Origin of the sequence: Gordonia sp. SGD-V-85 (assembly GCF_001456905.1) — a bacterium.
GTDB classification, from domain to species: domain Bacteria; phylum Actinomycetota; class Actinomycetes; order Mycobacteriales; family Mycobacteriaceae; genus Gordonia; species Gordonia hongkongensis.
Window position 1 is genome coordinate 1 of record NZ_LNQO01000001.1, and the last position, 22,099, is coordinate 22,099.

Below are 22,099 nucleotides of genomic sequence, written 5' to 3' on the forward strand. Positions count from 1 at the left end.
CTACACCACCAACTCGATCGAGTCGCTGAACTACCAACTCCGCAAGGTCATCAAGAATCGGGGACACTTCCCCAACGATCTCGCGGCGCGCAAACTGCTGTGGCTGGCGATCTGCGACATTGAGGACAAACGTGCCCGGCAACGCGAGAAGGAACGCGGCAAGCCCGCCGCCACGCGCAGAGCCCCCGGCAGGCTCGTCGAGGGCCAAGTCGTGACGAACTGGAAACAGGCCCTCGGGCAACTAGCCCTGGCCTACCCCGACCGCATCGAACCCCACCTCAACTAGACCCAACCAGCAACCACAGGAAACCCAGGAGTCACGTTCTTACACAGACATCTTGACAAGCTCCGAACGGGGCGTCTTCGAGGAGGTAGTAGAACGGTTTCCAGTAGTCGCCGGTGGCTTCCATGACCACACACGTCACCTGCTCGGCGATCAGATAGTCCCGCAGCCGCAGAATGTCGCCGCTCATCGACGACCAGGTCGTGGTATCTTGCACGGTCTTTCGGCCCGGACTAGCCAGGCGGACACAGACTTTCACATCCTTTTTGGAGACATCCATCCCGGCGCATCGGGGATGCAGCACTTCCATCTCGGTTTCCTTTCGAGTCCTCGGAAGTGGGCTGCGGACGGGGCAAACAAATGCAGGAGTCTAATCCGCGTGCTCGTAGCAACAATCCACGATTCCCGTGGCAGGCCCCGCGCCTCACACTGAGGTACTGGCTCTTCGGCACAAGGGAGGAATTCAAGGTCACCGCATCCCACCCCTCCACTATCAACCCCCCACGCGCCGGTGACCAGCACGAACTCTTCGACCCCCACGACGGCCGCCAGGCCGCAGATACTGAGGTGCGAGGAGCGCTAGCGACGAGCCACGAAGGGCCTGGTGAGACACCTTGCGAGACCCTTCGTGGCTCGCTTCGCTCGCACCTCAGGGAGCGGTGGTTGGGCTCGCTTCGTTCGCACCTCAGGGAGCAGGAAACCGGGGCGCGTCACGAAGGGTCACGCCGTCAGCGAATCCGAGTCCTCGGGGTCGTCCTCGGCGAACTGCGTCCGGTAGAGCTCGGCGTAGCGTCCGTTGCGCGCCAGGAGCGTCGGATGATCACCGCGTTCGACGACACGCCCGGCTTCGAGCACGACGATCTCGTCGGCGGCCCGGATCGTCGACAGCCGGTGCGCGATGACGATCGAGGTCCGTCCCTCGAGGGCCTCGCCGAGCGCCGCCTGGACCGCCGCCTCCGACGTCGAATCGAGATGCGCGGTCGCCTCGTCGAGGATGACCACCGACGGTTGTGCCAGCAGCAGGCGGGCGATCGTCATGCGTTGGCGCTCACCGCCGGACAGCCGGTACCCGCGTTCGCCGACGACGGTGTCCAGTCCGTCGGGCAGTGAGCCGACCAGCTCGTCGAGCCGAGCCCGTCGCAGTGCGTCCCAGATCTCGTCATCGGACGTGTTCGGCTGGGCGAGCACGAGATTCGCCCGGATGGTGTCGTGGAAGAGGTGGCCGTCCTGGGTGACGAGACCGACGGTTCGATGGACCGATGCGGTCTGCAGTTTCCGGATGTCGACTCCGGCCAGCTGGATCGAGCCCTCGTCGACGTCGTAGAGGCGGGTCGCGAGACTCGCGATGGTCGACTTGCCGGCACCGGAACTGCCCACGAGAGCCACCATGCTGCCGGCCGGGACATCGAGGTCGACATGGTGCAGGACCGTCGTGCCGGCCCGATTGTCGAGTTGGGCAACCTCTTCCAGCGATGCCAGCGACACCTTGTCCGCCGCCGGATAGGCGAAGGACACGTCGTCGAATCGGACGGACACCGGCACGGGCCGCCCGCTCTCGGTGCCGGGCACCGGTACCGCGTCGGGTGCGTCGGCGATGAGGGGTTGTAGGTCCAGGACCTCGAAGACGCGCTCGAAACTGACCAGGGCGCTCATGATCTCGACCCGTGCGTTCGCCAGGGCCGTGAGCGGCGCGTACATCCGGGTGAGCAACAGGGCCAGTGAGACGACCGCGCCCGCGGACAGATGATCCTGTACCGCAAGCCATCCGCCGAGCCCGTAGACCAGGGCGAGGGCCAGCGCCGACACCAGCATCAGCGTCGTCATGAAGTACGCCTGCAACATCGACCGGCGTACGCCGATGTCGCGGACCCGGTCGGCGCGGTCGGCGAACTCGCGCGACTCGAGATCGGGGCGCCCGAACAGTTTCACCAGCGTGGCGCCGGGGGCGGAGAAGCGTTCGGTCATCTGCGTGGACATGCGGGCGTTGTGCTCGGCGGCTTCGCGGGAGAGTGCGGCCATGCGCCGGCCCATCCGCCGTGCCGGTATCACGAAGACCGGCAGCAGGATCAGCGCCAGCAACGTGATCTGCCAGCTGATCGCGATCATGACGCCCAGCGTCAGGGTGAGGGTGACGATGTTCGAGACGACGCCGGACAAGGTGTCGCTGAATGCCCGCTGGGCGCCGATGACGTCGTTGTTGAGCCGGCTCACCAGGGCCCCGGTGCGGGTGCGGGTGAAGAACGCGATCGGCATCCGCTGCACGTGGTCGAAGACGGCGCGCCGTAGGTCGAGGATGAGACCCTCCCCGATGTTCGCCGACAGCCACCGGACCCCGATTCCCGCGGCGGCCTCGGCGACGGCGATCAGCGCGATGGCGACCGCGAGTCCGACGATCATCATCTCCGAGCCGCTCTCGGTGATGAGGTTGACGACGCGACCCGCCAGCAGCGGGGTCACGACGGTCAGCACCGCGGTGAAGACCGACAGCAGGAGGAACCATCCGATCCGGCGTCGGTGCGGTCGGGCGAACCCACCGATACGGCGAAGTGTCACCCGGCGGTCGCCCCGCAATCGCTTGCTGCTGGGCTGGGTGGAGGACTTGTACATCATGTCCCAGGCCACGGACTGCATACTCATGCCGTCCACGGTAGAACTTAAACCCAACTTGAGGTCCAGCGTGTCCGCTGCGGGAGGAATCGCCGGCGGCGAACACGCTGGTCAAGCGACTAGACGGCCATCGCGGCGTCTGGCGTGGCACTCATCGCGGCGAGGAGTTCCGAGGACGTGGCCACGGCGCCGAACACCCCGCCCTGCATCGTGACCATGTTCAGCGCGGCCTCGTGGTTGGCCGGGTCGGTCGCACCCGTGCAGTCGGAGAGGATGAGGCACTCGTAACCGCGGTCGTTGGCCTCCCGCATCGTCGTGTGGACGCAGACGTCGGTGGTGATCCCGGTCAGGATGATGTGCGTGATCCCATTCGTGCGCAACACGAGGTCGAGATCGGTCGCGTAGAAGGCGCCCTTGCCCGGCTTGTCGATCACGATCTCGCCGTCGAGGGGAGCGACCTCCGGCACGATCTGCCAACCGGGTTCGTCGCGGATGAGGATGCGACCGCACGGGCCGGTGGAGCCGATCTCGGCCCCGATCCGTCCCGACCGCCAGCGCTTGTTCGCCGGGAGGTCGGAGAGGTCGGCGCGGTGTCCTTCACGAGTGTGGATGACGGTGAGGCCGGCATCGCGTGCCGCGGCCAGGACGCGGGCGGTCGGTTCGAGCGGGGTCCGCGTCAGCGACAGGTCGTATCCCATCGCGTCGACGTAGCCGCCGGGACCGCAGAAGTCCGTCTGCCAGTCGATGCAGAGCAGTGCGGTGGTGGCGGGATCGAAGCCGCCATCATACGGCCAGGCGTACGGGCGTGCGGCGTCGATCGTCGGAAACTGATGTGGTGCAGAAGAAGTCATGGTCGATTCCTGGTCGGGTCGGGGTGAGCCTGTTTCTGTTCCCTGAGGTGCGAGGAGCGAAGCGACGAGCCTCGAAGGGCGGTCACACCGGCGCCGAGGCCGTGTCCTCGGCGACCGGCGCGGGCGTCGACGACGCGTCGGTGGCAGCCGGCCGGCTCAGAACTGCTGCGAGGGCACCGGATACGACGATCCCCACCGCGACGACACACAGCGCCGGCGCGAAGTAGTGCGTGACGAGGGCCGCGACCGCGCCGACGACCCACGCGACGAACGAGGACACACGCCAGGCCGCCGGGGTACCGGCCGCCGCGGGCCGCCGCGTCCGGGGGAGCGCCTGGTCGACGATGAGAACTGCGCCGAGCGGCGGGACGACGACGCCGAGCAGGTTGAGCCAGTCCTCGAAGTGCTGCCAGATCCCGGCGACGGCGAGCGCGACGCCGACGGCTCCGAGAAACACTGTCAGGACGCGCATCCGGATGCCGGTCAGCTCGCTCCACCCGACGGCGCCGTTGTAGAGGCAGTGTGTGCACACCGAACCGAGGTTGATGAACACGAAGGCGATCGCGATCGGGATCAGCACCCCGCCGTTGTCGATGAGGATGCCGAGGAAGCCGCCGCCGTTGGCGGCCGGATCGTCACCGGCGCCCATTGCCACGATGACGCCGCCGATGGTCAGCGCGATGGTGTTGCCGATCGGGAAGGCGCTGAAGGCGGCGAAGAAGGCCTGCTTGCCGTTGACCGACCAGCGGGTGAAATCCGCTGTCATGGTGCCGGAGTCGGCGAACAAGGCGACCACGAGCGTGACCGCTGCGCCGAACGTCAGCGCCGTCGCGCCGGCGCCACCGGCGTAGGAGGTGAAGTCGCCGGCGCCGGGCGCGGAAGAGGCATCGACGATCGCGAGGACCCCCAGGATCAGGTAGAGCGGGGCCGCGATGATCCCGATGACGGTCAATGCCCGGATACCGAGCAGCGTGGCCGCGACATATCCGACGCCCGCGATCAGCGCGATGAGGGTGGCGTTCCAGCCCATGCTCGCCTCGAGCGTCGACCCGGTCAACCCGGTCTGGAAGGCGAACCAGCCGATCACCACGGTGGTGAGGAAAGCGGCGGGGATGCGGTAGCCCTTCGAGCCGAAGGTCCGGGCCGCCATCAGCGCGAAGTTCTCGCCGGTCCGGCCCGCCTGGTAGCTGAGCAGTCCCACGTAGGCCATCAGGATCAGGTTGCCGACCGCGATCGCGGCCATGCCCGGCCAGAATCCGAGCGAGTAGACGATCATGCCGCCGAACACGGCGCAGGTCAGGATCATCGGGAACCCGAGCCACACCGACGACACCGCGAAGAGGGATTTGCGCGCCGACGCCGGGACGGGCCGGTCCTCGTACTCGTCGAACGTTGCCGACGCGGCGGCCCCGTCGGGGCCGGTACCGGCGACCGGTATGTCAGAGGTGGCGCTCATGGGTTCCTCCCGAAACCTGGATGGAAATTTCCTATAGGAAACTCTTCACTCGTCGCGCTGCCGTTGCCGGTTCGTAAACAGCCGATTAACCCGCTTCACCGTGGGTGCGCACATTTACGCTGCATACCGGCGTCGTCTGCCACCGACCTTGCATCGACAGATTCATATAGCATCACCGGCATGATCGAGCGTGGCGCCGACCTGGGCGCGACCCCCGCCCCGGCCGACCGAATCCGACTCGACGTGGAAGAGGGAATCCTCTCAGGGCGACTCGCGCCCGGCACGCGGATCAACGCGGACGAACTCGCTCGCGAATCCGGGGTGAGTCACATCCCCGTGCGGGAGGCCCTGCGTTCGCTGGAGGCCGAGGGGTGGGTCGTCCGTCGCCACAACCGGGGGACCTATGTCCGCGACCGGGATTCCGCCGAACTGTCGGACCTGTTCGAGGCGCGGCTCATCGTCGAGCGGCGAGCGGCCTGGCTCGCCGCGCAACGACGCACCGCGGCGCAGCTCGACGCGCTCGTACGGATCGTCGACCGGCAGGAGAAGACCACCGACGATGCAACGCTGTCCGCGATCAACTGCGACTTCCACGTCGGGCTCGCCGGTTGCGCGCACAACCGCGTCCTCGAGTCGATGGTCGCCGACGTGAACAAGCGGGTTCGCTTCTACTACCTGCCCACCGCGGGGCGCCGTCACGACGTGTCGGTGGCCGAGCACCGCGCGATCCTCGACGCCGTGCGCGACCGCGATTCCGAACGCGCGGCGGAGCTGCTGGAACGGCACATCGCCGACACCCGGGCGGGGGCGTCCCGGACGCTGGCCCCGGGTGATCTGGACGCCGTCGCCCCGGCCGGCTGAGGTCCCGTCCGGCTCCCTCCGTCGGCGTCTGTCCGCATGCTCTACGTTGGTATGCGAGGTCACACGACGATTGGGCCGACTCCGCAGACCGGCCCGCGCCGGCGGGTGAGGGCCGGTGGCGAAGGAGCGATGGACATGGCAGAACTCAAGCTCGGTTTCAAGGCGTCGGCGGAGCAGTTCGATCCGCGCGAGCTGGTGGAGATCGCGGTCGCGGCCGAAGAGCACGGCATGGATTCGGTTGCGGTGAGCGATCACTTCCAGCCCTGGCGGCACAACGGCGGCCACGCCCCGTTCTCGCTGGCCTGGATGGCGGCGGTCGGCGAGCGCACCAAGCGCGTGCAGATCGGCACCTCGGTGATGACCCCGACCTTCCGCTACAACCCCGCGGTCATCGCGCAGGCCTTTGCCACGATGGGCTGCCTCTACCCCGGACGCATCATGCTCGGTGTCGGCACCGGCGAGGCGCTCAACGAGTACGCGACCGGTTTTCAGGGAGAGTGGCCGGAGTTCAAGGAACGCTTCGCGCGCCTGCGCGAGTCGATCACGCTCATGCGCGAACTGTGGACCGGGGAAGAGGTCAACTTCGACGGCGAGTACTACCACACGCAGGGCGCCTACATGTATGACATTCCCGAGCAACCGATCCCGGTCTACGTCGCCGCCGGCGGGCCGGTCGTCGCCCGCTATGCCGGGCGTGCCGGCGACGGTTTCATCTGTACCTCGGGCAAGGGTCCCGAGCTCTACACCGAGAAGCTGCTACCCGCGGTCGCCGAAGGAGCGGCAAAGGCCGAGCGCGATGTCGACACCATCGACAAGATGATCGAGATCAAGATCTCCTACGATCCCGATCCCGAACTGGCGCTGGAGAACACCCGGTTCTGGGCCCCGCTGTCGCTGACCCCGGAGCAGAAGCACAGCGTCAACAGCTCGACCGAGATGGAGCGGCTGGCCGACGAGCTGCCGATCGAACAGGTCGCCAAGCGGTGGATCGTGTCCTCCGACCCCGACGAGGCTGTCGAGAAGGTCAAGTTCTACACCGACGCCGGACTCAACCACCTCGTCTTCCACGCCCCCGGCCACGACCAGCAGCGCTTCCTGGAGAACTTCGAACGCGACCTCGCCCCGCGCCTACGCAAACTCGGCTGATCACGAAAACCCCTGCGCAACAGCGGCGTCGAGCATCTCGAGCACTCGTCGAACGGGCGGCAGGTCGAGTCCGCTCTGTCGTACCCGGACCCGCACCTCGCGTGCGGGCGTCGGGTCGACGATGGGAACTGCCGTGACGCCGGGCGGCAGGTCGACGAGCGCGAGCCGGGGGACGACGGTGAGTCCGACCCCGGCCGCGACGAACCGTATCGCGGTCGGGTAGTCCTGGGTCTCGACGCTGAAGTCGGGTACGAAACCGACCGACGTACATGCGTCGAGCACTGCCTGCCGGCAGGGTCCCCGCGCCACGTCGTTGTCGACCCACGGCACCTGGGACAGTTCGCGCAGGGTCACCGACTCCAGCGCCGCCCATGCTGAATCCACGGGTACGACAGCGGAATACGGGTCGGTGGTCAGCCGGCGTCCGACGAACCCGGCCACGTCCGCGGACGGGCGTTGACTGTCCTCGACATAGATCTCGATGTCGGGTGCCGCCGACGACGGGCCCATCAGCTCGATGAGGCGGAGATCCAGTCGCAGTCCGGGGAATTCGCGCGAGATGGTGGCGACGATCGGCGGGATCCAGGTGGCGCCCGCCGAGGCGAAGTAGTTGATGCGCAGCTGACCGAGCCGGCCGTCGCGCAGCTCCGAGATCAGACCGTCGATACGGGCGATCTGCTCGAAGACGGTGTCGGACTCGCGGGCCAGGATGGTGCCGGCCTCGGTGGGCACGATGCCGCGACCGTCTCGCTCCACCAGCGACAGCCCGGTCTCGCGCTGCAGGGTGGCGATGTGCTGGCTGACCGCTGACGGCGTGTATCCGAGCGAGGCCGCGGCTCCGCCGATGGACTGCTCGCCGATGACCGAGCGCAGAACCCGAAGGCGATGGATGTCGACCATGGGGCGACGATACCGCGGCGACTGTGCAGCGGCGCTGAAATGTTCGGAACAAGTATTCAATTGTCCTGAAGTGCCGGATGAGTAAATCTGGAACACATGTCCTCGCGCCCGACACCGGCATCGGCTGGGTCCGCCACCGCATCCCTGCCGGCTCTGGCCGCCGTCGTCACCGTCGTGCTGTGGGCGTCGGCGTTCATCGGCATCCGCGCGCTCGGTGACACGTTCTCGCCGGGTTCCATGGCGTTCCTGCGGTTGCTGGCGGCGGTGATCCCGCTGACGCTCATCGTGATGGTGGTACGTCTGCGCGCACGGACAACCGGGGCGCCGGCCCGTCCGCTGCTACCGCGCGGCCGTGCGCTCGCCCTGGTGACGGCGTACGGGGTCGCCTGGTTCGCGGGTTACACCGTCCTGTTGAACTGGGCCGAACGCCACCTCGACGCCGGGACCGCGGCGCTGCTGGTGAACCTGGCACCGATCCTCGTGGCCGTCGCCGCGGGACTCTTTCTCGGAGAGGGGTTTCCGCGTCACCTCGTGATCGGTATGACGATCGCCTTCGCCGGCGTGGTGCTGATCGCCGTCGGCGGGTCCGCCACCGCGGACGCGCACGCCGACTGGCTCGGCATCGTGCTCGGGGTCGGCGCGGCGGTTCTGTACGCGACCGGGGTGCTGATCCAGAAATCGGCCCTACGCAGCGTCGACGCGCTGACCGCGACCTGGCTCGGTGCGGTCGCCGGTCTCGTGGCCACCGCGCCCTTCGCCCCCGTGGCCGTCACCGAACTGTCCGGCGCCGAGTCGGGGGCGATCTGGGCGGTGATCTACCTCGGGGTCGGGCCGACCGCGATCGCGTTCTCCACGTGGGCCTATGCGCTGGCCCGCACTGATGCGAGTGCGATGGCGGCCACCACCCTCGTGGTCCCCGCGATCGTCATCGTCCTGTCGTGGGCGCTGCTCGACGAGTTGCCCACCGGCGTCGGCATCGTCGGGGGACTCCTCTGTCTCGGTGGGGTCGCCATCGCCCGCCGATTGCTGCCGATGAGACCGCGTACGGGCCGGTCGGCGCGTAGCCTGGACGTGTCGTCGCCGACGATGACGCCCTCCGATACACGACGCGTTCCCGGCACGACCGCAACCGAGGAGACATCGCCATGCGCAAGTTCGTCGCCGGCCTCGCCATCGGCGGATCACTGACTTTCGCCACGGCGACAACGCTTCTGGCTGTCGACTCGGAGTCGCCCGCGGCGTCGCCCAGTGTGAACTGCGGACCGCTCGCCGGTTCCGGACCGATCCCCGGGTGTTCGTACCGCGTCGACGGGACCCGGTTGCAGATCAGTCTCTACAACAATGCGACGCGCAATCCGGCGGTGGAATGCACCCTCACACCGAGCGGCGCGGTCCATCCCACGGCCGCCACCACGATGGGGCCGGGGGCGCGTGGGGTTCTCACGGCGTCGGTGTATCCGAATGTGCCGAGGACCTTCGTCGTCCATTGCCTCGGCGGCGGTGCGGGTGCCGACCGCGTGGACCGGCAGACCACGATCACCGCGCGCGCCGAGACGCCGGAGCCGGCGCGTACGACGCCTTCGGTCCGCCGTACGTCACCGGCGCCTGTCCCGTCGGCGCCTTCGACGTCATCCGAGCCGGAGGGCCCCGCCGAGATCACCACGACGCCTCCGACCACCGAGGACGCCGCACCGGGCAACGCCGTGACCACCACGACGACCACCACGACGGTTCCCGCCTCATCCTGATTCGCTACGGTTTTCGCATGGATCGTGACCGCATGGTGGATGTCGGAGTCGGGCTGGTGTCCCGGTTCGGGGCCAAGACGCTGAGTCTGACGTCGGTGGCCCGGCACGCCGGGGTGGCGCGGGCGACCGCCTACCGGATGTTCGGCGGCCGCGAAGCGCTGGTCACGGCCATCGTGGAACGCGAGGTGTCGCTGCTGCGGGTCAAGTTGATCGAGTGGTCGGCGACCGCGCCCGACGCCGCGGGCAAGATCCACGCGCAGGTGGTGAACGTGCTGCCCTACATCCGCAACCACGACGCGTTGCAGTACGTGCTGCGCAGGGAGCCGGAGGAAGTGGTCCGCGCGCTCGTCGCCACCAACGATTCGGCCGGGCCCACGCTCATCCATCAGATCGTGTCGGAGGCCCTGCCCGATCTGGAACCCGAGATCGGGGACCAGCTGTTCCCCACCCCGCGGGGGGCCGCGGAGTTCCTCGTGCGCACCATCTACTCCCTCATGCTCATCCCCGACAGCTTCCTGAGTGACGAGCAGATCGCCGAACTGGTCGTGCGGGCGATCGTCCGAGACGACACCGAGAGCGGTGGCGCGCCGACGGGCGGCAACCGGCCGGGCCCGGTCCGATGACCGGTGAGCACATGTCCGACGAAACCGCGATCCCCGTCGTGGGGATGCTCCGCCCGCGGTGGGGAGACCCGGCGTGCACCGCCGAGCTGCCCGGCGCCGCAGCAGCTCTGGCCGGGGACCGGGAAGCCGCCGCCGGCGTCGACCCGGACACCATCTCGCCGGCTCGGTCGACGGTCGATGCTGCTGTCCGCGAGAATATTTCGGCGGTCGTCGGCGCCGACCACGTCTCCGACGCGGACGCGGCACGGGTGCAGCACACGCGCGGGTACTCCACCCCGGACATCCTGCGGTTGCGCGCGGGTGACGCCGACGACGCGCCCGACCTCGTCGTGTACCCGGGCGACCACGACGAAGTGGTCGCGATCCTGCGGGTGTGTTCGGAGCGACGGATCGCGGTGGTGCCGTTCACCGGCGGGACATCCGTGGTGGGTGGGTTGACGCCGGACCGCGCCGGACTCGCCGGCGTGATCAGTCTCGACCTTCGCCGCCTCGACCGCGTGGTGGAGATCGACGAGATCTCCCGAACGGCGACCCTGCAGGCCGGTCTGCGCGGACCCGCGGCCGAGGCGCTCCTGCGCGAGAAGGGTTGGACCATCGGTCATTTTCCGCAGTCCTATGAGGGCGCTGGGATCGGTGGCTATGCCGCCACTCGCTCGGCCGGCCAGTCGTCGGCCGGATACGGGCGCTTCGACGAGATGGTCGAGGGCCTCGTGTTGGCGACTCCGCGCGGAACCGTCGAACTCGGTACCGCGCCGCGGTCGGCGGCCGGACCCGACCTGCGTCAGCTGGTCCTCGGGTCGGAGGGCGTGTTCGGGGTCATCACGAGCGTGCAGATCCGTATCCGCCCGGCCCCGACGGCCCGCGTCTTCGACGCCTGGCGGTTCGCCTCGTTCGCCGAGGGCGCGACCGCTCTCCGTCGGCTGGCCCAGGACGGTCCGCTGCCGACGGTGCTCCGCCTGTCCGACGAGGTGGAGACGGCGTTGAATCTCGCTGATCCCGCCGGCGCCGGGAGCGAAGCGAGCGGGCCGCATGAGAGCGGCGCCGGGAGCGAGCACGGCGATGACGGGGCCGGGTGTCTGGTCGTCGCCGGATATGAGGGTGCGGCCGACGAGGTGGCGCGGCGACGCGATGCGGCATCGTCGGTGTTGATCGAGGTCGGTGGCAGGGCGCTGGGGGAGGGTCCCGGGGAGGCCTGGCGGACAGGACGTTTCGCGGGACCGTACCTTCGCGACCCGTTGCTCGATGCCGGGGTGTTGGTGGAGACGCTCGAGACCGTCGCGTTCTGGTCGCGGTTGCACGACGTGCGCGCCGCGGTGACGGCCGCGCTGACGGACTCGCTCACTGCCTCGGGTACGCCGCCGCTGATCATGTGCCACGTGAGTCATGTCTACGCGTCGGGTGCCTCGCTGTACTTCACGGTCGTCGCACCGTTCGCCGACGACCCGCTGGCGCAGTGGGCGGCGGCGAAAGTCGCGGCCAATTCCGCGATCCGGGCGTCCGGTGCCAGCATCACCCATCATCACGCGGTCGGGCGGGATCACCGTGACGCGTACCACGACGAGATCGGGCCCCTGGCCCTGGGCACGTTGCGGGCGGTCAAGGCGTCGCTCGATCCCGACGGTGTGTGCAACCCGGGTATTCTGCTCTGACGCCCGACTCCGGGACCGGGGTTGCCCGGTCCGTCCGCCACTATGCTGGGGCGCATGGCCACGGATAGAGTCCAGACCGCCAACGCCGACGGACCCGCGAGCGCGGATCAGATCGTCGCCGACCCCACGACCAGCATCTACATCGCCTCGGCCGAAGGCGAGACCGGTAAGTCCATCGTCGCGCTGGGGTTGCTGGCCTTGCTGTCGGCGACCGGCGGGCGGGTCGGAGTGTTCCGTCCGATCTCGCGGACGGCCGCGGAGGATCGTGATCCGATCCTCGATCTCCTCCTCGACTACGAATCCGCCGACCTCCCGTACGAGGACTGTCTCGGTGTCACCTACGAGGAGGTGCACAACGATCCCGAAGGTGCGGTCGCCGAGATCGTCGCGCGCTTCCACGCCATCCAGTCCCGCTGCGACCGCGTGGTCATCGTCGGTTCGGATTACACCGACGTCGGCACCCCGTCGGAGCTGAGCTACAACGCCCGGATCGCCGCGAATCTCTCGGCGCCGATGGTGTTGGCGATCAAGGCGATCGACAGGTCGCCGGAAGAGATGCACGGTCTGGCCGAGGGGCTGATCGCCGAGGTGACCGCTGCCCATGCCACCCCCGTCGCCCTGGTTGCCAACCGGTGCGACCCCGACCGCCTCGACGAGATCCGGGACCAGTTGCGCAGCACCGGGATTCCGGCACTGTGCCTACCCGAGGAGCCGGTGCTCTTCGCCCCCACGATGGGGGAGCTCAAGGAGGCTCTCGGCGCGACGATGTACAGCGGTGACGAGGAATTGCTCGACCGCGAGGCGCTCCGGGTGATGGTCGGGGGCATGACCGTCGAGCACATCCTGGAGCGGCTCACCGACGGCACCGTGGTCATCACGCCAGCCGACCGGTCGGATGTTCTCCTGGCACTCGTGAACGCCAACACCGCACAGGGTTTCCCGCGTCTCGCCGGCATCATCCTCAACGGCGGACTCAAACCGCACCCGATGATCGAGGCGCTGGTGAGCGGGTTGAAGCCGACCCTGCCGATCATCAGCTGCCCGCAGGGCACCTACGACACCGCGCGTACCGCCGCTCACACGCGCGGCAAGGTGGGGGTGGGCTCGGTACACAAGATCGAGGCCGCACTGGCGATGATGGAGACCCATGTCGACCCCGAGAAGGTCATGCGCAACCTCAACGTGTCGACGCCGACCGTGGTGACGCCGCAGATGTTCGAGTACCGCCTGATCTCCCGTGCGCGCGCCGACCGAAAGCACATCGTGTTACCGGAGGGCGACGATGACCGGATCCTGCGGGCCGCCAACAGGCTTGCGCGGCGCAGCGTTGCCGACCTCACTCTGCTCGGTGATCCCGAAGCGGTGCGCGAGCGTTCCATCGAACTCGGACTCGACCTCTCCGACGTCACGGTCATCGACCCGGCCGAGTCGGAGTATCTCGACGAGTTCGCCCGGATCTACACCGAGCTGCGCAAGCACAAGGGTATGGATCTGGAACGGGCCCAGGAGAAGATGCGTGACGTGTCGTATTTCGGCACGATGATGGTGCACACCGGGCGCGCCGACGGGATGGTGTCGGGGGCGTCGCACACCACGGCCCACACGATCCGGCCGGCCTTCGAGATCATCAAGACCAAACCGGGTGTGTCCACCGTGTCGAGCGTGTTCTTCATGTGCCTGGCCGACAAGGTGCTCGCGTACGGCGACTGCGCCATCGTCCCGGATCCGTCCGACGAACAGCTCGCCGACATTGCCATCTCCTCGGCGCAGACGTCCGCGGCCTTCGGTATCGATCCCCGGGTCGCGATGCTGTCGTACTCGACCGGGACGTCCGGATCGGGCGCCGACGTCGAGAAGGTCAAGACCGCAACCGAACTCGTGCGCGAGCGGCAACCCGATCTGCTGGTCGAGGGGCCGATCCAGTACGACGCCGCGGTGGAACCCTCGGTGGCGAAGACCAAGATGCCCGACTCGCCGGTGGCCGGCCGTGCGACCGTGCTGATCTTTCCCGACCTCAACACGGGCAACAACACGTACAAGGCGGTGCAGCGGAGCGCGGGGGCGGTCGCGATCGGCCCGGTGCTGCAGGGCTTGAACAAGCCGATCAACGACCTGAGCCGCGGCGCCCTCGTCTCGGACATCGTGAACACGGTCGCCATCACCGCGATCCAGGCCCAGCAGGAGGGCGTGGACCCACTCGCCGAGAACGCCGCCTCCGCCGAGGCCGAGGGTCCCCGATGAGCGGGGCGTCGGGTGCGGTGCTGGTGCTCAACGCCGGCTCGTCGTCGCTGAAATACCAACTGGTGCAACCGGCGGACGGCACGGTGATCGCGGAGGGCATCGCGGAGCGGATCGGCGACTCCGGTTCGTCGATGACACACGAACAGAACGGCGAGACCGTCACCGAGACACTGGAACTCGACGATCACCTCGCCGCGGTCCGACGCGCGGAACGCTTCTTCGCCGACAACGGAACCGATCTGGCCGACGCGGGACTGAGCGCGGTCGGACATCGGGTGGTGCACGGTGGCCGGTCGTTCTACGAGCCGACGGTGGTGACCCCCGAGGTGATCTCGGAGATCGAGCGGATCTCCCCGCTGGCGCCGCTGCACAATCCGGCCAACCTGGTCGGCATCCTGGCGGCCCGGGAGTTGCTCCCCGACGTCCCCTCGGTGGCCGTGTTCGACACCGCGTTCTTCCACGGTCTCCCCGACGCGTCGGCGACATACGCGATCGACCGTGCGGTCGCGGACGAACATGCGATCCGCCGCTACGGTTTTCACGGCACCAGCCACGAGTATGTCTCCGGTCGGGTGGCCGAGTTCCTCGACCGCGACCCGGCGTCGCTGAACCAGATCGTGCTGCACCTGGGCAACGGCGCGTCGGCGTCGGCCATCGCGGGCGGGCAGCCGATCGACACGTCGATGGGTATGACCCCGCTCGAGGGACTGGTGATGGGAACCCGCAGCGGTGACCTCGACCCCGGGCTGGTCCTGCATCTGAACCGGGTGGCGAACCTGTCCGTCGACGAGATCGACACGCTGCTCAACAAGCGTTCGGGACTTCGAGGTCTGTGCGGCGAGAACGACTTCCGCACGATCACCGAATTGATGGACAACGGTGACGACGCCGCCCGACGCGCCTTTGACGTCTACATCCACCGTCTGCGCCGCTACCTCGGTGCGTACGCGTTCGCCCTCGGCCACGTCGATGCCATCACTTTCACGGCCGGGGTGGGGGAGAACTCCGCAGTCGTCCGCGCCCGTGCGCTGGCGGGGTTGGAAGGGTTCGGGATCATCGTCGATGACGAGCGAAACGCTGTGCGTGGCAAAGAGGCTCGACGCATCTCGGCGGATGACAGTGCGGTAGAGGTCCTTGTGGTTCCGACGAATGAGGAGCTGGCCATCGCGCGGCAGTCGGCGGCGGTGGTTGGGGGCTGATTCCCGGTTGAGGACCACTTGTCTGCTATAGGTGTGCTGATGGCGGGACGCTGTGCGAACTCATGTAGAGGTAGCAGCTCGGGATTGGGTCGTGTCTCGCCTGCCCGTCGCGTTGAAGCGCGGGACGGTAGGTGGGGTCCAGCACGCCGGCGCGTTGGCATCGTCCGCATACTCGGCAGTTGCGGATTACACCTGTGCGACCTGTCGGTGTTGCAGTCCTGGCGCCGTCAGTCCTGATCGTTATCATTCGAGGATGGTTATTCGGGGTGGGCTTCAGCAAGTTAGGACCCAAGAACTCATCGCACTGGCGGACGAGCTTATTGACCTAATGGGTGCCGATTGGCTCGAAGAGCGTTTGGCTCACCCGTCTCGAGAAAAACATACCGCTGCTGCGTGGTTATGCCAGTACAAACGCGGAGAGCCAGATCCACTCCATCCGTCGCAACAACTCCTACAGATCGCTGAACTGGCCATGCACATCCGAGTGTTACGCGACTCTGGCACCCAAAACCTGATGGCCAGAGTGGACGATCTTCGCCTTGACGATGAGGAGCGAGTAAAGAGCGCAATCCACGAGATCCGCGCCGCGAGCGGATACGTGATGTCCGGTGGCCGCGTCGTATTCATACCCGAGACGAGTACAAAAACACCCGATTTCATCGTAGACGATCGCGTCGAAGTCGAATGTAAACGCAGAGCAGGAACTAGCGCCCGCGACAGGGGTAGGCTCGAACTCTATAAACTTCTTGAGAGGAAGTTGGTGAGCGTTTTTCCCGAGCATATTGATCATTCGGCTTTAGCTGTCGAGGTTATGTTTAAAGTAGAGCCAAGACGAGAATTTGTCGGCCGAATCGTGGAGTCTGCGCGACAGGGTTTGCGAAAGCCGCAACCGTCAAGTTTCAGCGACATTGCGCCCGGGCTGTTTACAGCCAATTTTGAGGTAGTTGGCGCAGAAGCGAACGCTGATACTAACACCGGAGTTGCAGAGCTATTCCTCCCCATGCCGTCTACCGGCGAGGCCGATGAGTTCGACTGGAGGTCGACGGGGGGGACTGTCGATCAGAACTTCGGCATTGCGCGAGTACTAACGCTCAATGCTGGTTGCAAAGTTCGTCAGGACTGCGTGAAAGGGACAGTGAAGTCAGTGAAGAAGGCGGCGCGCCAGTTCTCCGGGCGCAATCCAGCAGTCGTCTCGCTTGACATTTCATCAATCCCAGCGCGTGAAGGAACTGAAGAGCTTGCCCATCTGAATTCCGATATTCGCAGCCTGCTCAAAAGCAACACTACGATCTCAAGAGTTGACCTGACTATAACTGGATTCTCGGGAGAGCCCGGGGATCAGATCTATGGGACGCGTGTTACGGAGATGATAATTAATCCTGATGCGGCTCTCCCCGTCCCTAGTCGCAGCGGCTAGCCACCTTTCGCAAGCGCGGTAGTTGATTGAGGTGCGGTGATTCTTGGGGGGATTATCGACAGGCGCCTACGTCAGGCTGAGTCTCACAATCTCCTACTCATTGTCTGTGATCTTGAGTATGCGGCTCGACTATAGGTCGGGGTGGAGCCATGTACGTGTAGTTGCCGTCGGCCTCGGAGAGGTAGCCCCTTGGGGTCCGGACCAGCAGTGGTAGGCGTCAGACTGTAGGTCGACGACGTCGGCCAAGTCGACACGAACCATCAGTGATCCGGGCCGCGAGATCCAGAATCCAACGCAGGATCATGCGTTCAGCTTGGCCGGCCTCCGCTCGTTTAGGGTCAGACCGTCGCGTTCGATCTGCTTGGCCTGTAGCTCGGTCTCGTCGTCAGCGGTGCTGAATCCCATCAGACGAGCACCTATCGGTAGACAGTCGTGGAAGGGACCCGCTGCGGCATGACGGATGTGGCGACTAGTGCTCGCACGATGACGTCATCTCAATGTGTGAACCGAGGTGGGTGAGAACTCGAAGGGTGACGTTCCGGCGATGAAGAAGGCCGGCGCAGCGGGTGTTCAGGCAGCACGGCTGCGTTCGGAAGCCGGCCGGATAGCAGACCGACTGCAGGGTAGTTCGAGAATCGGACGCCCCTACCACGGGCCACCGACAAGATACACACCGTGATCGAACAACCAAAAGCGTTGCAGTGCAGCGATATAGCAAGTAGACTCGAACGTACGTACATTCGCAGCAACGGTTCTCGGGGGAGGTGACCATGTTCGACGATTCCGCTACGCCGCAACCGCGCGCCGTCGAGTTGGTGGCCGAGCTGCACGCGACCCTCGACAAACTGCAGACCGTCGACTTGTCCCCGTGCACCGACGAAGAACTGATGGAAGTCGCCGCCGCTACCGAACGCGCGATCGCTCGAATTACTTACGCCGGCGACCGGCAAGTCGCCGAAATCGAGGCTCGTGATCTGCCCCGCAAGACCGGCTGTCGCACTCTGATGCAGTTCATGACCCACCGGCTGCGGATCTCCAACCCGATGCGTCGACGCAAGCAGCTGAACGCCACCGCCGCGCTGACTTGCCTCAACGGCGACCGTCTCGAACCTGAACACCCCACGCTGGCAGAAGCTTTCGCCAAAGGTGCCGTGGGAACCGGGCACGTCCAGGCCGTCATCGATGTCCTCGACCAGATTCCGCATGCTGTCGAACACGACGTGAAAGTCGCCGCCGAGCGGCAGATGGCCGAGATCGCCGAAGCCCACACCCCTGCCGAGATCGCCCAGCTCGGCTCGCGGTTGCTTGCCCACCTCGATCCCGACGGCACCCTGGCCGACGACACCGACCAGAAACGACGCCGCGGCCTGTGGATCGGTCGGCAACGCGCCGATGGCACCGCCAAGATCTCGGGCACCCTCACTCCCGCACTCGCCGCCCGGCTCACCATGATGTTCGCTGTCTGGGGCAAACCCGGGCTCAACAACCCCGACGACCCCCAGTCGCACCAAGGCCCGGCCGGCACCGCCGACCCCGACGCCCTCACCGCCGCCGCCGATCGCGACGGACGCACCCCCGCCCAGTCCAATCACGACGCGCTCGACGCCGCACTGGCCGCCGGTTTCGCCGACGGCGCACTCGGCACCTCGCATCGCGGCCTGCCCGTCCAGTTGATCGTCAAAGCCGACCTCTCCGACCTGATCCAGGGTGCCGGACTCGCGACCACGGCCACCGGCACCCTGCTGCCCATCCGGGACTTGATCGCGATGGCCGGTGAGGTCCAGCCGTGGTTGGCGATCTTCAAAGACGCCACCACTGTGCCGCTGCACTTCGGGCGCGGCAGACGTCTGGCCACCCGCGAACAGCGCCTCGTGTCCTTTGCCCGCCCCGACGGGGAAGTGTGTTCGGCACCCGGGTGTGATCAGCCGGCCACCCAGGTCGACATGCATCACGCCCACAGGGATTGGGCCAAGGGCGGTCTCACCGACATCGACGACCTCGCCCCTGCTTGCCCGCGACATAACCGGATGGTCGGTGACCAACCCGGGCAGTACACCACCCGAATCGCCCGATCCGGACCCGACGAAGGCCGCTGCGTCTGGCGGTTGAACGCTGAACCCGGCGCCCCACCCAATCCCGGTCGCCTGAACCGCCGACCCGACATACCGCGGCGGTTCGCAGAACACCTGAACACCGTGCGCGACGAGATCCACGGACCACCAACCCGGCCCGGCGGTCAGACGCGCCCGACCCTTCGTGACGCGCCCTCCGCAAGCTCCGGGCGCTCCTCAGGGAACCGGGCTGACGCGCCTTCCGCAAGCTCCGCAGGGAGCAGGGGGCCCGACGATCGAGCGCGCCGCTCATGGCTGAAAACCAGCCACGTCATCGACGTCCGACCGCCACTGCGCGTGCGTCGCAGCACCCGTCCGTCACCGGTCGAGGCCCACCTCGCGGAGCTCCTGGGCGAAGACCCGCTCGTGCGCAACGCAGCGGGGACGTTCTTCGGATAGCCCTAGAACAACGTATTCGGCCGGACGTAGTTGGCGAGGTCGACGAGCATGAACCGGTGGTCCCGGTTGGTGCGGGTCAGGCGGGCCAGTTGGCGCAGCGAACGTTCGGTGCCGGTGCGGATGCCGTACTCGGTGAACGGGAAGCCGAGCAGCGTCGAGGGTTCGTTGTCCTGCTTGGCGTCGTCGGGATTGTCGTGGATCCAGCCCAGCGCGGTGCCCAGCACGATGAGCAGCATCCGCGCCTTGCGTGGTTCGGTGTCCGGGATCTGCTCGAGACGCCGTGCGGCCTCGACGATCTGCTCGCGGGTCACCTGCGAGGTGGGTCGGCCGTGCACGAGCGCGATGATCGCCGTCGCCCGCGCCGTGTTGAAGTGGCGGCTGGTCGCCGGCACCTCGTCGAGCGGCTGGATCGCGGCGTCGATGTCACCGGCCGCGACGGCGAGTCGGGCCAGACCGAACGCGGCGGTCACGATGCTGTGATCGGTCAACCACAGATCGTGATAGTGATGTTGCGCAACGTCATACAGTTTGGCGATCTTCTCCGCGGACTTCGCCGGACCCTTCTCGTCGGCCAGCCAACGGCCGATGAGTTCGGCGGTGCCGGCGACGGCGAGCTTGGGCGCGACCTCGCCCGGCATCGCACCGAGGACCTCGTCGAAGCGCTCGTAGGCCAGTTCGGGTTCGTCGTTCATCAACGCGCAGATGCCCATGTACCACTCGACCCGCCACGAATCACCGTGGTGGGCGCGGACTTCCTGGAGAAGGGCGAGCGCGGTGTCGACGTCGTCGAGCTGCAGATGCGCGCGGGCCTCGGCGAGGTCGATCTCCCGCGACGGGTGAGCGTTCTTGACCGGCCGGCCGCCGAAGAGCGCGGCGAAACCCTCTGCCCGGGCGGTGTTGATGGAATCCAGGGTCTGTCGCGGGTCGGACAGCGCCGCCGAGGTGAGCAGACTCGCCGCCGGGTCGAGGGGGTTGACCAGCGGGACGGGCAGAGCGTTGGCGATGTCCACCGGATCGTAGAACGCCGCCTGATCGGGGTCGAAGAAGCCGTCGACCGGCGCGAGCATCAGGTCCGTGCCGAACGTCGAGCGCTGCGGGGTGAAGACCGTGGACAGCGCGGGCCGCGGGACCCCCGTGTGGACGGCGACCGTCTCGCGCAACACGTTCAGCACCTGGGTGCTCATCTCCTCCGCGGAGACGAACCGGTCGGCCGGGTCAGGGGCGGTGGCGCGTTGCAGGAGGCGGTAGTACGACGGATTGTTCCGGAAGACAGGCGTTTTCGACGCGGCGGGTAGACCGTCGACGTAGCGTCCGTTCCGCATCTCCATCGGCACGGTCAGGACTGCGAGGGTGCGTCCGATGCTGTAGATGTCGGTCGCGATCTGCGGTCCGGTCTTGACGATCTCCGGTGCCTGGAACCCGGGCGTGCCGTAGAGGTGCCCGTAGCCGTTGATCGGCGAGACGGCGCCGAGATCGATCAGCTTCACCTCGTCGCTGCCGACCATGATGTTCTCGGGTTTCACGTCGTTGTAGACCAGGCCGACCGAGTGCAGATAGCCCACGGCGAGAAGCACTTCCAGGATGTAGGCCAGGCCCTGCTCCACCGACAGCAGGGAGTTGTCCGGATCGCCCGCGGTGATCTGTTTGAGCGTCTGGCCGCCGATGTACTCCATCACGATGTAGCCGAAGCGGTCATCGTCGTCGACGTGCTCGACGAAGTTGTAGATCTTGACGATCCCGGGATGGTTGACCGAGGCCAGGAACTGCCGTTCCGCGACCGCGACGCGCTGCGCCTCCGAATCCGAGGAATTCAGCAGGCCTTTGAGGACGACGGGCCGGTCGCTCACGTTGCGGTCGATGGCCAGGTAGATCCAGCCGAGGCCGCCGTGGGCGATGGCGCCGGCGATCTCGTACTGGTCGGCGACCAATGTTCCGGGAGCCAGTCCCGGGACGAAGGAATACCGGGCGCCGCAGTTGCCACAGTCGCCGGTCGGGGGACCGGCGCCCTCGCCCTCGGCTCGACCGACGGGTTTGCCGCAGCGCCAGCAGAACCGCTTGCTGTCGGCGATCACCGGGTCGTCGATGACGGCGTCCTCGGGTTCGATGTCGGTGATCTTCGGCATCTCGACCAGGCCGCTGCCGAGCCGCCGCTCGTGCACCGGAGGCCGACGCCGCGGAACCAGACGCCGGCCGAGCGGACCCGAGTCGGGTTCCGGAAGGGGCACGGCCGGAGGTTGCCGTTCGACGCGGTCGGTCCGGTCGTCGGGGTCGACCCCCACGGTGAACACCGGTGCGACGGCCTGGGTTCCGACATCCGGGTCGGTGCGTCGGCCGGGCCGGGGGTCGGTGGTGTCGTCCATGTCGTCGGGGCCCTCGGTCAGCGCCGCCAGGTCGGCCCGCTGGGTGCCGACGTCGACCACCTTCGCGGTCGTCTCCGCGTCCTCACCACCGGGACGGCCACCGCCCGGGCCGGGACCGTCGAGGCCGGTGTCGTCGTCGCCGAGCAGGGCGTCGAGCGAGACCCGCTGGGTGCCGAGGTCGTCGCTCCGGTCGCCGTGGGTGACGTCGTCTGTGTCGTGATCGTTTCGGGCCGCGTCGTCCATGGGGA

General features: G+C 67.2%; 16 protein-coding genes and 1 pseudogene. 11 read left to right on the top strand and 6 right to left on the bottom strand.

Translation table 11 applies throughout. From position 1 onward, the window contains the following. Positions 1-286: transposase (locus AS181_RS00005; RefSeq protein ID WP_139114169.1), on the top strand; the 286-nt coding region annotated here is incomplete at its 5' end. 73 nt (positions 287-359) lie between these two features. Here AS181_RS00005 and AS181_RS24430 read toward each other — a convergent pair. The 4 genes and pseudogenes from AS181_RS24430 to AS181_RS00020 all read right to left on the bottom strand — a co-directional run. Then, positions 360-593: pseudogene (locus tag AS181_RS24430) on the bottom strand (IS110 family transposase); the annotation flags it as partial. A gap of 410 nt (positions 594-1,003) precedes the next feature. Then, on the bottom strand, positions 1,004-2,920 hold the full coding sequence (locus AS181_RS00010) for an ABC transporter ATP-binding protein (protein ID WP_058249912.1): 1,917 nt from the start codon (positions 2,918-2,920) through the stop codon (positions 1,004-1,006). An 89-nt stretch (positions 2,921-3,009) separates the two neighbouring features. Continuing rightward, positions 3,010-3,741 carry a biuret amidohydrolase gene (biuH, locus tag AS181_RS00015; protein WP_058249594.1) on the bottom strand — a complete coding sequence of 244 codons (732 nt, stop codon included), beginning with the start codon at positions 3,739-3,741 and terminating at the stop codon, positions 3,010-3,012. 82 nt (positions 3,742-3,823) lie between these two features. After that, positions 3,824-5,197: a cytosine permease gene (locus AS181_RS00020; protein WP_058249595.1), complete on the bottom strand. Its 1,374-nt coding sequence runs from the start codon at positions 5,195-5,197 to the stop codon at positions 3,824-3,826. A 180-nt stretch (positions 5,198-5,377) separates the two neighbouring features. On the opposite strand from AS181_RS00020, the gene AS181_RS00025 reads away from it, so the two are divergent. Together AS181_RS00025 and fgd are read left to right on the top strand one after the other, a co-directional pair. Beyond that, the gene (locus AS181_RS00025; RefSeq protein WP_058249596.1) at positions 5,378-6,058 is read left to right on the top strand and encodes a GntR family transcriptional regulator; all 681 of its coding nucleotides are present in this window, start codon (positions 5,378-5,380) and stop codon (positions 6,056-6,058) included. Positions 6,059-6,193: 135 nt separating this feature from the next. After that, positions 6,194-7,204: a glucose-6-phosphate dehydrogenase (coenzyme-F420) gene (fgd, locus tag AS181_RS00030; RefSeq protein ID WP_058249913.1), complete on the top strand. Its 1,011-nt coding sequence runs from the start codon at positions 6,194-6,196 to the stop codon at positions 7,202-7,204. Here fgd and AS181_RS00035 read toward each other — a convergent pair whose 3' ends face one another. Continuing rightward, entirely contained in the window at positions 7,205-8,104 is a 900-nt protein-coding gene (locus AS181_RS00035; protein ID WP_058249597.1) for a LysR family transcriptional regulator, read from the bottom strand. A gap of 96 nt (positions 8,105-8,200) precedes the next feature. Between AS181_RS00035 and AS181_RS00040 the strand changes: the two genes are divergently transcribed. The 8 genes from AS181_RS00040 to AS181_RS00075 all read left to right on the top strand — a co-directional run bounded on the left by AS181_RS00040 (position 8,201) and on the right by AS181_RS00075 (position 19,491). Then, positions 8,201-9,292, top strand: coding sequence for a DMT family transporter (locus AS181_RS00040; protein ID WP_058249598.1), 1,092 nt, complete (start codon positions 8,201-8,203; stop codon positions 9,290-9,292). Continuing rightward, positions 9,250-9,852 carry a hypothetical protein gene (locus AS181_RS00045; RefSeq protein ID WP_058249599.1) on the top strand — a complete coding sequence of 201 codons (603 nt, stop codon included), beginning with the start codon at positions 9,250-9,252 and terminating at the stop codon, positions 9,850-9,852. The genes AS181_RS00040 and AS181_RS00045 overlap by 43 nt, the downstream gene beginning before the upstream one ends. A 17-nt stretch (positions 9,853-9,869) precedes the next feature. Next, the gene (locus AS181_RS00050) at positions 9,870-10,475 is read left to right on the top strand and encodes a TetR/AcrR family transcriptional regulator (protein ID WP_058249600.1); all 606 of its coding nucleotides are present in this window, start codon (positions 9,870-9,872) and stop codon (positions 10,473-10,475) included. 11 nt (positions 10,476-10,486) lie between these two features. Then, a complete protein-coding gene (locus AS181_RS00055; protein ID WP_058249914.1) occupies positions 10,487-12,124 on the top strand; it encodes an FAD-binding oxidoreductase in 1,638 nt (545 codons plus the stop codon). A 42-nt stretch (positions 12,125-12,166) separates the two neighbouring features. Continuing rightward, positions 12,167-14,365: a phosphate acetyltransferase gene (pta, locus tag AS181_RS00060; protein ID WP_058249601.1), complete on the top strand. Its 2,199-nt coding sequence runs from the start codon at positions 12,167-12,169 to the stop codon at positions 14,363-14,365. After that, positions 14,362-15,564 (top strand): acetate kinase, encoded by a 1,203-nt coding sequence (locus tag AS181_RS00065; protein WP_058249602.1) that lies wholly within the window; start codon positions 14,362-14,364, stop codon positions 15,562-15,564. Before pta ends, AS181_RS00065 begins: the two co-directional genes overlap by 4 nt. A gap of 514 nt (positions 15,565-16,078) precedes the next feature. Further along, positions 16,079-16,981, top strand: a complete 903-nt coding sequence (locus AS181_RS24860) for a hypothetical protein (protein ID WP_217491642.1) — start codon at positions 16,079-16,081, stop codon at positions 16,979-16,981. Positions 16,982-17,751: 770 nt separating this feature from the next. Beyond that, positions 17,752-19,491, top strand: coding sequence for an HNH endonuclease signature motif containing protein (locus tag AS181_RS00075; RefSeq protein WP_058249915.1), 1,740 nt, complete (start codon positions 17,752-17,754; stop codon positions 19,489-19,491). Between the two features lie 2 nt (positions 19,492-19,493). Here the strand turns inward: AS181_RS00075 and AS181_RS00080 are convergent, their stop codons facing one another. Beyond that, positions 19,494-22,094, bottom strand: a complete 2,601-nt coding sequence (locus AS181_RS00080; protein ID WP_058249604.1) for a serine/threonine-protein kinase — start codon at positions 22,092-22,094, stop codon at positions 19,494-19,496. Positions 22,095-22,099: the final 5 nt, after the last annotated feature.